Source organism: Biostraticola tofi (genome assembly GCF_004343195.1).
Lineage (GTDB): Bacteria > Pseudomonadota > Gammaproteobacteria > Enterobacterales > Enterobacteriaceae > Biostraticola > Biostraticola tofi.
In genome coordinates this window covers 145,072-159,366 of the sequence record NZ_SMCR01000004.1, presented here as the reverse complement: position 1 = coordinate 159,366, position 14,295 = coordinate 145,072, and the positions used below count along the sequence as shown (strand labels likewise).

Below are 14,295 nucleotides of genomic sequence, written 5' to 3'. Positions count from 1 at the left end.
AATTACCATGTACGACAAACTGCTGACGGTATCGGATGCGGCAAAGATGTTAGGCATCTCGGCCAGCACACTGCGCCGCCTGGAAAAAAACGGTGAAGTACAAACTTACGGGCTTAAGGTGGTTTATACACCGGGCGGACAGCGCCGCTATCTGGCCGATGAAATTCAGCGCATCTATGCCCAGACCGGCTTTGCCGGCAAAATTGGCTTTGGCCAGCGGGCGGCGGTGCTAGTGCGTGACGTAACCCATGCATTTATGGATCCCGGTTCGACGCTGGCGATAAATACCCCCCTGGATAAAAACGCTCTGCATCGTTTGCTCAGCCTGGCGGGCGATCGTCAGTTACCACGGGTGTTTACCAAAACCATCCATCAGGAGCAACATGCTTTTTCCCGTCTGTGGGGCAAAAAATTTCCTTCTCTTACCGCGCTGGGCGAAGACGCCTACCTTAATCGGATTGACGACGCGTTGTCCGACATTCCCTTCGATCGCCAGCAGGCTACCTGCTATGTATCAGACTTGCACCATGAAAATCTACCCCAGTATCTGCAGGCTGAGGGGATTGATACGCTGATCCTGGCCGGTGCCACTGCCAGCGGCAGTATTCGGGCGACCGCCATTGAGGCGTTTCAACAAGGTATGCACGTTATACTCCCTCGTGAAATCATCGGTGATCGCAGCCCATCGCTGCTGGATTTCACCCTGCTGGATCTCAATGCCCGTTATGCGGATGTCATGAGCGTTGAAGAAGTTGTGGAATGGGTATCGAACCGGCCGCTGCACTGCACAAATAAAAGGCATAATGCCCCATAAGTTGACATCGGCTCAAAAATGGGGATTACGGTACCGTCCTGCGCAACATCCTGACTTGCTGAATTGCTGCGTCAAGCCCTTGACCGCTATGAATAGGCCGGTTCAGGTATGTCATTTCCAGTCGATTCGAATTCAATAATAACGTCCCCCACCACGCCATAAAATAGCAACCAATTGATAAAATTCAAAAATACTCATTACACGTCATTTGTTGGCTGTGAATAGCCTAAAAATACCTCGATAAAACATTATCTGTTATAAAAAGTGGCATGAGGAGTGCATGGAATAAATAAGTTACCTAATATGCAACAACAGGATGTCCTATGGCTGACTCATTACATGATGTCAAACCTGAGAGCAGTAAAAACGGACCCGGCACTGAAGATTTTAATGTTGGGATTCGCCTTAGGGCGATTCGCAAGTCCAAAGGCATGCGCATCGAAGAAGTGGCGCAGAAAGTCGGGGTCAGTAAATCGTTTATCAGCCGCCTGGAACGTAACGTTACCCAGGCGTCAATTGCCACTCTGTTGCGCGTCTGTGAAGTCGTCGGCATCACACCGTCAAAACTATTTGATCCGCCCGAGACCAACTATGTTCCGGCAGGCCAGGGAACCCCTATCAGCCTGGGCGGGGAAAAAATGCGTGAATATTTAATAAGCGGCGCCGGCAACGAGGAAATGATGGTGCTGTTTTCTGAAATTGATCCTCGGGGCGGTTCTGGACTCGAGCCTTATACCCTTAAGGCGGTGTCAGACATGGTACATGTGCTGAGCGGCAGCCTGGAAATCGTCGTAGAAGAGCAGCGCTACCTGCTGAGTCGGGGGGATACTCTGACCTTTAAGCCCACTTTACCGCATACCTGGCAAAATCCTTCAGATAGCGAGATATGCACAGCGATATGGGTCATTGTTCCGCCGCCGACCGGGAGCCTGGGCTGAGATGAATCGACTGCGATGTCCTGACTGCGCCAATAGCTGGAGAAAGAGCGAGTAGCCGGCCAACGTCGGTCCTTCGACCATGGGCTAACGTTTAACATAAACAGCTTTGCCGGGAAACATCATGCGTCAGTGTTGTGTTTTTTAATTTTTGATATTTTTCCTTCACCCCAAGACCAGAGGATTTACTGATGAATATCATGCCGAAAATTATATTAACCCTTGCCTGCGCGAGTTTGTCGCAAAACATATTCGCTTCTGAACAGGTGACCATTGCAACCGATGCGACCTTCCCTCCTTTTGAATCGGTTGATGATACTGGAAAATTAATCGGTTATGACATTGAGCTGGCTGAAGAAATCTGTAAAGCGGCAAAAATCGATTGCAAAATTATTAACGCGGCCTGGGATGGCATGATACCCGGCCTTATTAATCGTAAATACGATGCCCTAATTTCTCAATTAACAGTCACCGAACCTAGACGGAAAATAATGGCCTTTAGCGATATATATCAACGTCCGGTATTCCGCTTTGTCGCTAAAAAAGATGCTATCACTGACACCTCTCCTGCGGGGATGAAGGGAAAAGTGATTGCGGTTCAAACCGGCACGCCGATGGATGCCTATATCACCAAAAATTACAAACAAAGCAACATCAAACGGTATGACGGGGGTAGTGCGCCTTATCTGGATCTCATTGCCAGCCGGGCAGATGTTCATATGAGCTATGAAGCTCAAATCATTCACAGCTTTCTTAAAAAAGATAATGGTCAGGGTTTCGAACTGGTCGGGCCGCGATTAACAGGGAAAGATGCACCGGAATTCGGTGAGGGGGTAGCTATCGCGATAAATAAAAACAATAGCGCTTTATTGAAAAAAATAAACTTGGGGTTGGAGAAAGTACGAGCCGAGGGAATTTTAGACACCCTCGACAAAAAATATTTCTCGGCTGAATGAGATCAATGTCTTCTAACTACGCGCTGATGGTGCTGAAGGCAGGGTGGGTCACGCTAGAACTTGCGCTGTCTGCCTTATTGCTGTCTGTGGTTATAGGCCTGATTTGTGCGCTGGGAAAACAATCAGGCCGCCGCTGTCTACGCTTTATTATCTGGTTTTATACCCTGCTGGCACGTGGGATACCCGACCTGGTAATGATGCTACTGGTATTTTATAGCTTGCCGGCACTTATTAATTATGGGATAGGCGAATATGGCGGGAGCAACAGCATCGAATTCAGCCCGTTTATGGCGGGCTTTATCACCTTGGGGTTTATTTTCGGCGCCTATATGACCGAAACATTCCGCAATGCGCTTATCAATATCCCGCATGGCGAAATTGAAGCTGCTTCTGCCTTTGGCTTTAGCCCTTATAAACTCTTTATTCGTATCATATTGCCTAAAATGATCAGACTGGCATTACCAGGATTTACCAATAACTGGCTGGTGCTTATCAAAGCAACCGCCCTGGTATCGCTGCTGGGTCTTGAAGATATTATGTTCCGAGCCAAAGGCGCGGCAGAGGCCACTGGCCAACCCTTCTCCTTTTATCTGCTGGCAGCCGGATTTTATCTGGCTATCACCTTGCTGTCGGTATTGATACTGCGCTGGCTGGGCAAGCGCTATGAACTTGGCATTAAGCAGGTGACGCTATGAACTGGATCATTATCGTTGAAAATCGTTGGTTGTACATCGACGGCATTTTACTGACCCTGCTGCTGACGCTTCTGTCACTGTCAATAAGCTTCATGTTGTCGCTGACGCTGGCACTGTTCAAGCAACAGGGTCCACGACTATTGCGGGCAATAATCGATCTTTACAGCCTGGTCTTTCGCGGCACCCCCCTTCTGATTCAGCTTTTCCTTATTTACTACGGGCTAGCGCAATTTGACCTACTGCGCAGCAGTATTTTGTGGCCCTGGCTTTCCAGCCCACTGGTGTGTGTATTGCTTACTTTCATCCTTAATACCACCGCCTATACCACCGAAATTTTCACCGGCGGCCTGCGTCATCTGCCCGGCGGTGAATTGGAAGCCGCAAAAGCTTATGGCATGTCGCTGCCGACAATCATATGGCGCATTTTACTACCAGCGATGCTCACCCGATCCCTGGCGCTTTATGGTAATGAAACCATCATGATGCTGCATGCCACTTCGCTTGCCAGTACCGTGACGCTGATGGAAGTCACTGGCGTGGCTCGTAATATCAGCCTGAATCACTACATCCAGTTTGAACCCTATGTGACCGCCGGATTGATTTATCTGGTGCTTACCCTGGGACTGGTTGCCCTGTTCCATTATGCCGAAAAACGCTGGGCAGGTTATCTCAGATCGCCTCGCAACTGATGATGTCTACTTATTGAGGTTAAAATGAACACAACAAGACAATTTGATTTATGGGGTATTCCTTTCGACGGTGAAGCCACGCTAGGATGGCCGGGCTCCCGCTACGCCCCTGCCAGGGTCCGTGAATGCGCCCGCTGGATAAATATGCGCATCCGGGATGGCCATGTTTACTGCCTGGAAACGGATAGCCAGATGGCGGTGGGAGAACACCTGCTCCATGATCGCGGAGATGTCAAAGTGGTCCCCAGCAACACACTGAAAACGTTTACCGCCACCCGCGAAGCCGTCATGATGTCAATCCGCGAGGGCCGAGTGCCGATTATGATAGGGGGTGATGACAGTCTGTTGTTCCCGGTTGCCCAGGGAGTGCATGATGCCCTGCCGGGCCGAATCGGTATTATTCATTTCGACGCCCATCTAGACCTGATGGACGAGAGTGAGGATCAGGGTCGCCACAGCCAGTCCAGCGGCATGCGTCGATCCCTCGAACTGGAACGTGTTGCGCCGACCGACTGTATCCAGGTATGTGAGCGACATTTCAATTTCCCGGCATCGGGCCAGTTCAAGCATGACCATGATTTAATCCATCTTTCCGCCCGGGACGTTATCAGGCTAGGACCTGAAGCGACGGTTGCCCGTATTCTGCAACGCGTTAAAGATGCCGATCACTTATTCCTGTCTTTTGATATTGATTCAGTTGACCCGGCCTATGCACCAGGCGCCGGAGCCCATGAACCGGGCGGTATCAGCTCAAATGAAGCCTTGCAGATGATTGAGATGCTGGCTCCTCATTGTGCGGCCATGGCCATCACCGAGGTTAACCCGACAAAAGATGTGGGTGATATGACATCGACCCTGGCGGCCTATCTGGCCTTCTCCTTTGCGGTATATGGCAGTCGTAAACTATAAACCAGCAGTTTTAAGCCGCCATAAAATGGCTGTTGCGATTGGCAAGAGCCAAAACTAGCTATTCCTATCGAGGAAAAACTGTCGATTGCTCGCTGTTCCGTATTGTGGCTATTCAGTTGCGTATTTCCACCATGAATTGTAATGAGTCAGGATCCCGATGCAGACAACCCACAGCGTATTTATGGTCAGGCCGGTATGTTTTTCCCGTAACCACCAGACCGCCACCAGCAACAGTTTTCAGCGATACGGGGACTATGGCTCCCAGGATGATATTCAGCGTCAGGCCCTGGCCGGATTTGATGGCTTTGTTAACGCGTTAAAGGATAATGGCATCAGGGTCTACGTGTTTGAAGATAATGGCCAGCAATACACCCCTGATTCGATATTCCCCAACAATTGGATCACTCTGCATCCGGATGGCAAAGCCATACTCTATCCAATGGAAGCACCAAATCGACGCAAGGAGCGTGACCGCCGACTGATTCAAGCCCTGGCGAATGAATTTACGGTGACAGAAATTATCGACTTGTCAGCCTATGAAAGGGAGGGCAGCTATCTTGAAGGGACCGGTTCACTGGTCTGCGATCACCGCCAGCGGGTTGCCTATCTCTGCCGCTCTTCCAGAAGTACCGTCCGAGTCATGGATAACTGGCAGTCGATCACCGGCTATCAGGCCCACTGGTTTGATGCCTATGATGAGGCGGGCAACCGGATTTATCACACTAATGTGATGATGAGCATAGGGATTAAGTATGCGGTTGTCTGTCTGGATGCGCTCATATCTCCCAAGGAAAGGACCAGGCTCGAAGCGAGCCTCACCGATAGCGGAAAAACGCTTATTCCGATCACTCTTTCCCAAATGGCATCATTCTGCGGCAATATTCTCGAATTATCCGGCATTGATGGCCAGCCGGTAATAGCCATGTCCCAACGTGCCTGGAATGCATTCGACGCCCATCAACAGGCCGTTTTTACCGACTATGCCTCTATCGCACTTGCACCGATTGATATAATAGAAGAACTTGGCGGTGGCGGTGCCCGTTGTATGCTGGCTGAAATATTCTCCCCGCCCGTACGTGCTGCTGTAACTCCGTGGCAGATCATTACAGAATCGCCAGAATCAGAGCAAATTGATCGGCCTGATGTGAGGGAACATTAATACTCTATCCCGCAGCACGAGAAAAAGAGCCCAGCGGCATTGCGCAATGTATAGTGATGCAAAGTTGGCGGCGCAGCGACCGCCAGAACAACAGCAAAAGGAGAGGGTATTCTATTTCCCTGAGGCCTTTTTTTTTGTTTTGTCATGGCGTCGGTTCCATTGTTCCCGGGTTATTTCCCAAAGTTCAGATTCATACCAGCCGCCCACATACTCTTTCTGTTCTGATCTGACCAAATGCATCCCCGCGGCAATGGACAGGCGCCTGGAAGCCAGATTCTCCCGAGCCTTAGGCGTTCGCAATACCTGCCGATCGAGGGTATTGAACCAGTAATCGGTGACCGCCTCAGCCGCCTCAGTCATATAACCCCGGCGCTGCCACTCTGGCACCAGCCAGAAACCACGGTTGTTATCCACAGCATCCGTCAGGCAGATAAGACCGATAAGCGAAGATGCATCCTCTTTACGGCGGAGGGTCCAGAACCAGGCGTTGCCGGCCGCCACAGAGGGTAAGGCAACCTGGTCGACGTAGTGACGGGCCCCCTCTTCCGGATAGGGCCAAGGCACGCCGGCGGCCAGATGCTTGACGATTTCCCAGCGCGGGAAGACCTGTTGTATCGCCTCGGCATCGGCGGATACCAGTGGTAAAAGCACTAAGCGACGAGTGGCGAGGACTGGCACCTGCATGTAAAAACCTCATGATGATCTGAAAAAATTAAATCATCTATCACGTGTTTTGCTTTTTCAAGCCTGACCAGCCCGGCCACCGGGCTTAATGCACGACGGTAGGACCGGCATGAGATCGTCAACAGATTGGCCGGCAGATGATTAAAACATTGACCTTCCCGTTAATGGAAGGTCTATCCTCAATGCCATAGGGGACGCAGCCGTTACTACTTATTCTGGAGATTCTTTTATGAAAAACGTCATGATTGCCACGATACTCGCGCTGGTCGGTTCCACTTCGGCCTTTGCTGCCGGCCAGAGCGTTCATGGCACTGCTCATGAAACTGCGCCGCCCGCTGCGCAGGAATACATGTCTGGCATGGAAAAAATGCATGAAGACATGATGACCGGCCTGATGTCATCCAATCCGGACGTGGCATTTGCCAAAGGCATGATCGCCCATCACCAGGGCGCGATAGAAATGGCCCGTACCGAACTGAAATACGGCCAGGATCCGCAAATGAAAAAGCTCGCTCAGGCGATTATCGATGCCCAGCAACCCGAGATTGACCAGATGCAGCAGTGGCTCGGCAGCCAGAGTGGTGGCAAGAAATAAAGTGATCGGTACGGATTACCGATAATGCGGTTTCTTTTTCAGCTGACATTCAGATGTGAATGTCAGCGGTTGTCTTCAACTGAATATCGCCAGGTTTGATCAAATTTACGGTAAGGTTAAAGCCATCTCATTTCTTGTTGCCAACCTTTACCAGTCATGCAGCGATAAAATTCATCATAGCGACTGTCTGAATTGACATCCATGACATAACTTTGCGTTTCAGGTCGCTCGGTGGTTTGATATTTCTTACCACCACAGTCCTCTCCTTTTTTACATCTCTCAGCGGTTTTTACGTAATTGGTGCGTTGAGCGACTTTGTTTTTAACCGGGTATTTATTTTCCGAGATGTCTGTGCAAGCCGCGTTCGCAGACGAAAAATCTTCTGCCGTGGCCCTATTCTTGACCCATTGACTGGCGCAGCCACAGAGCAAAAGTGTAACTATTGCCAGCAGTACAAATTTAGGCATCCAAACCTCGTAGAACGGTGCTATTTAACAGACTGCATATTGGCAGTGACCGGTTAATTTTAGCTGGACGCTTGAAACCCTAGGTCAACGTTCGATAACTATATGGCTCAATCCCAATATTTGGATGTTTTTTGGAACCGCTGTCTCATGTTTAAACGAGCACACGATTTATAGGGAACAACAATCGGGGCATTGATAAGGCTATTTAATGCTGTCGCCCGCTTGCCCGTAAGCCAATTGCTTGTCGTCCTCGACGGTCGTTTCATCGGCATCGGCGCGGTTGCTTTCCATGCGGGCAATGACCGCGGTTGAAATGCTGTTGCCTACCACATTGGTTGCGGTACGACCCATATCAAGGAACTGATCGATACCGAGTATCAGCAATATGCCGGCCTCAGGCAGGTTGAACATCGGCAACGTGGCCGCCACCACCACCACCGATGCCCGGGCCACGCCGGCCATACCCTTGCTGGTAATCATCAATGTCAGCAGCATCAGTACTTGCTCGGTCACAGAAAGATCGATGTTATAGGCCTGAGCGATAAACAAAATGGCAAACGACTGATACATCATCGAGCCATCAAGGTTGAATGAGTATCCCAGCGGCAGCACAAAGCTGGTTATCCGGCGCGGCACGCCGAACTTGTCTAGGGCAGCCATGGTTTTTGGATAGGCGGACTCACTGCTGGCGGTGGCGAACGCCAGGATAATCGGTTCACGAATCAACCCCCCCAGGCGCAATACATCTTTACCCAGGAACAGGAAGCCGGCAAAGAACAGTACGCCCCACAAAATGACCAGCCCAAGGTAAAATTCACCGATCAGTTTGCCAAAATCATACAGCAGTCCCAGACCTTCAACGGTAATGGCCGAGGCAATGGCGGCAAATACCGCTATCGGCGCAAATGCCATTACGTAGTCGGTTATCCTGAACATCACTTTAGTCAGTTCAGTAATAAATTTGACGATAGTGGAATCGCCATCTTTATTGACAAAGGCCAGCGCCGAACCAAAAAAAATCGAAAATATCAGGATCTGCAAAATTTCATTGTTGGCCATTGCCTCGGCAATACTTCTGGGGAAAATATGGCTGACAAAGGCTTTAAGGGTGAACCCGCTGGTATTCAGCCCGGTACTGATATGATCAGTTACCGGCACGGCCAGATTCATACCGGTACCCGGCTGGAAGAAGTTAACCAGCAGCATGCCGATCGCCAGAGAAATTACCGAGGCACTGATGAACCAGATCATGGCCTTCAGGGTAATACGACCCACCGAGGAGGATGCCCCCATCGACACCAGTCCCGACACAATGGTTGCGAACACCAAGGGGGCGATGATCATTTTGATGAGACGCAGAAAAACATCGGTAATGATATTGAAATAAGAGGCTATTTCTTTGGTTTTATCCACATTATCAAGGTAATGGTGACATCCCCAGCCCACCAGTACGCCAAGCACTATTGCGATAACAATCTGCTTGAGTAATCTCTGTCTGTTCATGAAAAAAACCTCGTATTAGAAATTTCATCAGATGACCGGGGTGGAATGTCATTTCCTGATGCGGCCTTATCCCTGTATTCACCTTGTCAGAAATTTTTTACTCACCTGAAGAACGACCATGAGCTATTTTGAGCGAAAACGGCTTTCGCTGACGGTTCACTTACCCTCTAGTTAACTTTTTCACAACGTTACAACGCAGAAAATTAGTCACCGGCAGCCGGGGGAAAGGAATTAAATCTGAGTGATTGAGGACAAAATAGGGCAGTAACATAGCATAGGCCGGATACAGAAAAAAAATTATAAAATCTTATGAGTCGCAATATATTTGAAAAAATAGTTATAACAAGGAAATACGGTGAAATATTGACATTTTTGACTGAGAAAAAATAACATATCAGTCACCGTTTATTAGCCTTAATTAACATTGGCCGATTAATTTCAAACTCCCTCATCGAGGGATGCGATGAGTATTGCTGATTGCTGATTGCTGATTGCTCAATGCCCAATGATCAATGATCAATGATCAATGCCCAATGATCAATGCCCAATGCCCAATGCTCAATGCTCAATGCTCAATGCTCAATGCTCAATGCTCATTCTAATTATGTCAATCACAGCCTGCTTATATCCAGCGTAATATCAGGGTTATTGCGCAATTTTCATGCCTTAACCATACGATGCTATGAAATATAGCCTGAGCTATACTTAACTGAATGTTTTTAAACATTTTTATTTCCTCTCGATTCGCGTTATCATTCTGCCTGCTTCACACCCCATCTTATTTAATCGGTAACGAACATGAATATTTACGCTACCTGCATCCTCGCGTTCGCCATGTCGATGGATGCTTTTGCTGCCTCTATCGGCAAGGGCGCGTCGCTTGAGCGGCCGGGTATGCGTGAAGCCCTGAGAACCGGTATGATCTTTGGCACTGTTGAGGCCATTACCCCCCTCATCGGCTGGGCCGCCGGCTTTGCCGCCAGCAAATATGTCATGGCCTGGGATCACTGGATTGCATTTACCCTGCTTGCGGTACTGGGCGGACGAATGATTCGCCAGGGCTGGTCTAAACCACAACACCAGGCGCTGCCGGTCAAACACAGCTTCTGCGTGCTGGTCATGACGGCTATTGCTACCAGCCTGGATGCCCTGGCGGTTGGCGTAGGATTATCGGTTTTGCAGGTCGATATCGTCACCACCGCGCTGGTTATCGGCCTGATGACCCTGGTGATGGCCTCTTGCGGGGTACTGCTGGGACGCTTTATCGGGCCGGCCATGGGGCGGTGGGCGGAAGTGCTTGGCGGCGTGGTACTGGTAGGCATCGGCTGCACTATCCTGTTTGAACATCTCGGCTTGTTCAGCGCGCCGTGACACGGTAAAGCCGTTTCAGACCCCGACGGACCTTATCCGCCGGGGCTTAACTTTCATTATTCGTTAATGGTCGGGTGCTGGTTTACCAGGTTTTCTTTCTTTTTCTCCAGCTCAGCGATCTGTTCGTTGATATCGTCGATCTTCTGCTCGATATTGTCGTGGTGCTCCTGCAGGATCTCCCTCGCTTCCGTAATATCCGACGCTGAAGGGGTAGCCCCTTTAAGCGGCCGGTTCGCCGTTTCCTTCATAAAGATACCGGTCGCCAGCCCTATCAGCGCAACCACCATCAGGTAATAGGCCGGCATATACAGATTGCCGCTGGACTCAACCAGCCAGGCAGCCAGAGTCGGCGTCAGACCGGCAACCAACACTGAGATGTTAAACGAACTGGCAAGGGCACTGTAGCGGATATGGGTCGGAAACATCGCCGGCAAGGTGGACGCCATCACGCCGGTAAAGCAGTTGAGTATGATCGCCAGTATCAGCAACCCCAGGAAGATAAGGCCGATAACGTCGCTATTAATCAGCGCAAAGCAGGGAATAGCCAGTGCCATCAGAGCGATACTGCCGATAATGACAAACGGCCGACGGCCGAATCTGTCGCTCAGCAGCCCCATCACCGGCTGAACAAACAGCATGCCCAACATGATGGCGATAATAATGAGCACGCCATGGTCTTCGGAATAATGAAGATTATGGGACAGATAACTCGGCATGTAGGTCAGCAGCATGTAGTAGGTGACATTGGTAGAAATCACCAGCCCTACGCAGATAAGCAGATTACGCCAGTGCTTGGTGGCGATTTCTTTAAATGACACTCTCGGGCCGGAGTGCAGCCCCTCGCGATCGCCTTGTTCCAGTTTTTCCACATGCTGCTGGAATGCCGGGGTTTCCTCAAGGGCATGGCGCAGGTAGAGGCCGATAATGCCTAACGGCAACGCCAGGAAAAACGGCAGACGCCATCCCCAGTCGAGGAAATCCTTTTCGCCGACCATGGCCGAAATCAGCACCACCAGGCCGGCACCCAGCACGAAGCCGGCGATGGATCCGAAATCCAGCCAGCTGCCCATGAATCCCCGTTTCCGATCGGGCGAATATTCAGCGACAAATATGGAAGCGCCGGTGTATTCGCCGCCTACCGAGAATCCCTGCGCCATTTTGGCCAGCAGCAGCAATATCGGCGCCCAGATGCCGATCGAGGCATACGATGGAATAAGGCCGATACAAAATGTACTGATGGACATGATAATTATGGTGATAGATAAGATCTTTTGCCGACCATATTTATCCCCCAGCGTGCCGAAAAATAACCCCCCCAGCGGGCGAATAAGAAAAGGCACCGAAAAGGTCGCCAAAGCGGCAATCATTTGTACACCGGGATCGGCACCGGGGAAAAATACTTGCCCCAGCGCATAGGCCACAAACCCATATACGCCGAAATCGAACCATTCCATGGCATTGCCCAGCGAAGCGGCGGTAATCGCTTTGCGCAGCTTGGAATCATCGATAATTGTTACATCCTTTAACGCGATAGGCTTCACCGCTTTTATTCGTGATTTCATAAAATAAATAACCTTTTTAACCTTTTTGTCGTCTTCCAATAGAATACTGATATTTCCGTACGATATTAAATTTAACTACCGAATATGTTTCTCATGCCGTCTGAGTAAAAAAGAGTTCAATTCACCCGGAAAAAAAATTCTCTTTAAAATTAATCGCCTTTAAACGCCATAGTGTATAAGTTCGCGATAAATTTCCAACCCTAATCACTATGCGGTTTCCCAAGCTTCATCCTGAGGCAATGCGAAAAGGGTAGCCCCCGCTCACGGCTTTGCCAGTCAGATACTGAAAAAAACCGTCAGTGCTGCCTGGGTCGGGAGATTATCAGTCCTCCAGCGGGATTACCGTCGCGGCGCTGAGGGAAACCACCCGGTTACGACCTTCGCGTTTAGCCTGATAAAGCGCGTCGTCCGCCAGTTTCAATACTGAGGGAATATCATCATTGCCGGCAGGACTGGATGCCACCCCAACTGATACCGTAATATGCCCGACCACGCTGATTTCACATTCGGCAATATGCCGTCGAATACGCTCGGCGACGTCGATTGAGGCTTCCATAGTCATTTCCGGCAGCAGAAGGAGAAATTCTTCCCCACCGCTGCGACAGACGATATCCGCCTCACGAGAGCAGTGACGCAGCTGGGCGGCGACATTCCTGATGACCGTGTCGCCCACATCGTGGCCGAACAGATCATTGACCCGCTTGAAATGGTCAATATCCAGCGCAATAACGGTGAATCTTTTTGACGATTGCCGTAATGACTCGAGGGCATTATACAGGCCGCGTCGATTGGATAGTCCGGTCAACGGATCACGCAACACTTCTGATACCAGCGATCCGATGCGTTGGTGCAGCAGGTCGATACCGATAAGCATCGCCTTTTTTAACTGCGAGGCTTCGAAATACCAGGATTTGATAGTCTTGATATTATTCGACACCGCAGGTTCATTCATTTCACCGGCTCGCCTGGCCAGTTGCCATAAAGGCTGGGCAATCAATCTGGCAAACTGCCAAGCGAAAAGCAGCGTAATCACTAGCCAGGGCGCGCTATTACCTATCACCTTAAGTATCAGCCCTTCCATTGGCTTCAAGGTCGCATCAGTCCCCCTGACCGCCACGATGGTCCAGCCGGCAGACGGTACCCGGGCATAGCCGACCAGTTCATGCTCATTGCCCTCGGTCCACGCCATGCTCCCCTGAGCATTGTCGCCGCCGAACGCCGCAGCCCCGGTGTCAAACTGCCGCCGGGTCACTTTACCGATACGGGAAACATCGCTGTCATAAAGAATGTGATGAGTATCATCAACTACATACAGATAAGAGCCGTCCCGGTAGTACTGTTCTGCCAGCAATTCGCTGAGAATGCTTTTACGTTTCAGGTAGAGGCTGCCGCTGACATAGCCCAGATAACGCCCTTGCCGATTGATAACCGGATGAGATATAAGCACCAACATGTTATTGGCTGAGGAAAGGAAGGGCTGGCTGATAAGCGGCTTACGCAGCTTCAGCGCCTGGCGCAAACTGGGGGAATCCAGTTGCCTGCCTTTCAATCGCAGCATTGGGGGGGATACAGCGCGCACCACGCCGTCACTATCAACAATCGCCACCGAATTGAAGCTGTCAGTCTGCGCTCGGAGACGTTCGGCTTCGGCATCAAGTAAAGCATTATCTTCAAATCTGTTCGCCACCTCTTGCGCACTGTAAGCCAGTTGCTGCTGGGCATTGCGAAAGAAAATTTCGGTACTGGCGGCAAGCTTGGCGGCATAAACCCGGTTTGATTCGAGGGTATTGCTGACAAGCAGCTCCCTCTGCACCCGATAGGTTGCGTAAATGGTATTAACCAGGGTAACCATGATGCTCATCACCGTCAGTAAAACGATCAGGCGGCGTAAATCCGTTCTGGACCAAAGAGAATTAAACATAAACTACACTTTTGATAGAGAGCCAACACCTAGCT

General features: G+C 50.2%; 14 protein-coding genes. 9 read left to right on the top strand and 5 right to left on the bottom strand.

Going from position 1 to position 14,295, the window contains the following annotated elements:
• Positions 1 to 7: 7 nt before the first annotated feature.
• From EDC52_RS10560 to ctlX, 7 genes are all read left to right on the top strand, one after another.
• On the top strand, positions 8 to 814 hold the full coding sequence (locus EDC52_RS10560) for an isochorismatase family protein (protein ID WP_131865293.1): 807 nt from the start codon (positions 8 to 10) through the stop codon (positions 812 to 814).
• Between the two features lie 323 nt (positions 815 to 1,137).
• Positions 1,138 to 1,752: a helix-turn-helix domain-containing protein gene (locus EDC52_RS10555; RefSeq protein ID WP_131865292.1), complete on the top strand. Its 615-nt coding sequence runs from the start codon at positions 1,138 to 1,140 to the stop codon at positions 1,750 to 1,752.
• Between the two features lie 188 nt (positions 1,753 to 1,940).
• Entirely contained in the window at positions 1,941 to 2,705 is a 765-nt protein-coding gene (locus tag EDC52_RS10550) for a transporter substrate-binding domain-containing protein (protein ID WP_131865291.1), read from the top strand.
• 5 nt (positions 2,706 to 2,710) lie between these two features.
• The gene (locus EDC52_RS10545) at positions 2,711 to 3,400 is read left to right on the top strand and encodes an ABC transporter permease (protein ID WP_131865290.1); all 690 of its coding nucleotides are present in this window, start codon (positions 2,711 to 2,713) and stop codon (positions 3,398 to 3,400) included.
• The gene (locus EDC52_RS10540) at positions 3,397 to 4,089 is read left to right on the top strand and encodes an ABC transporter permease (protein WP_131865289.1); all 693 of its coding nucleotides are present in this window, start codon (positions 3,397 to 3,399) and stop codon (positions 4,087 to 4,089) included. The genes EDC52_RS10545 and EDC52_RS10540 overlap by 4 nt, the downstream gene beginning before the upstream one ends.
• Positions 4,090 to 4,113: 24 nt before the next feature.
• Positions 4,114 to 4,998 carry an arginase family protein gene (locus tag EDC52_RS10535; RefSeq protein WP_131865288.1) on the top strand — a complete coding sequence of 295 codons (885 nt, stop codon included), beginning with the start codon at positions 4,114 to 4,116 and terminating at the stop codon, positions 4,996 to 4,998.
• Positions 4,999 to 5,155: 157 nt separating this feature from the next.
• Positions 5,156 to 6,157, top strand: a complete 1,002-nt coding sequence (ctlX, locus tag EDC52_RS10530) for a citrulline utilization hydrolase CtlX (RefSeq protein ID WP_131865287.1) — start codon at positions 5,156 to 5,158, stop codon at positions 6,155 to 6,157.
• A gap of 111 nt (positions 6,158 to 6,268) precedes the next feature.
• Here the strand turns inward: ctlX and EDC52_RS10525 are convergent, their stop codons facing one another.
• Positions 6,269 to 6,841: a GNAT family N-acetyltransferase gene (locus tag EDC52_RS10525; RefSeq protein ID WP_131865286.1), complete on the bottom strand. Its 573-nt coding sequence runs from the start codon at positions 6,839 to 6,841 to the stop codon at positions 6,269 to 6,271.
• 229 nt (positions 6,842 to 7,070) lie between these two features.
• Here EDC52_RS10525 and copM point away from each other — a divergent pair, with 229 nt between their 5' ends.
• A complete protein-coding gene (gene copM, locus EDC52_RS10520; protein ID WP_131865285.1) occupies positions 7,071 to 7,436 on the top strand; it encodes a CopM family metallochaperone in 366 nt (121 codons plus the stop codon).
• 116 nt (positions 7,437 to 7,552) lie between these two features.
• Here copM and EDC52_RS10515 read toward each other — a convergent pair whose 3' ends face one another.
• Positions 7,553 to 7,903, bottom strand: a complete 351-nt coding sequence (locus EDC52_RS10515) for a hypothetical protein (protein WP_131865284.1) — start codon at positions 7,901 to 7,903, stop codon at positions 7,553 to 7,555.
• 201 nt (positions 7,904 to 8,104) lie between these two features.
• Complete coding sequence (locus EDC52_RS10510) at positions 8,105 to 9,406, bottom strand: dicarboxylate/amino acid:cation symporter (RefSeq protein WP_131865283.1); 1,302 nt, start codon at positions 9,404 to 9,406, stop codon at positions 8,105 to 8,107.
• Positions 9,407 to 10,204: 798 nt separating this feature from the next.
• Between EDC52_RS10510 and mntP the strand changes: the two genes are divergently transcribed.
• Positions 10,205 to 10,777: a manganese efflux pump MntP gene (gene mntP / locus EDC52_RS10505; protein WP_131865282.1), complete on the top strand. Its 573-nt coding sequence runs from the start codon at positions 10,205 to 10,207 to the stop codon at positions 10,775 to 10,777.
• A 56-nt stretch (positions 10,778 to 10,833) separates the two neighbouring features.
• Here the strand turns inward: mntP and proP are convergent, their stop codons facing one another.
• Together proP and EDC52_RS10495 are read right to left on the bottom strand one after the other, a co-directional pair.
• Positions 10,834 to 12,339, bottom strand: a complete 1,506-nt coding sequence (gene proP / locus EDC52_RS10500) for a glycine betaine/L-proline transporter ProP (RefSeq protein ID WP_131865281.1) — start codon at positions 12,337 to 12,339, stop codon at positions 10,834 to 10,836.
• Positions 12,340 to 12,661: 322 nt separating this feature from the next.
• Positions 12,662 to 14,260: a sensor domain-containing diguanylate cyclase gene (locus EDC52_RS10495; RefSeq protein WP_131865280.1), complete on the bottom strand. Its 1,599-nt coding sequence runs from the start codon at positions 14,258 to 14,260 to the stop codon at positions 12,662 to 12,664.
• Positions 14,261 to 14,295 lie beyond the last annotated feature (35 nt).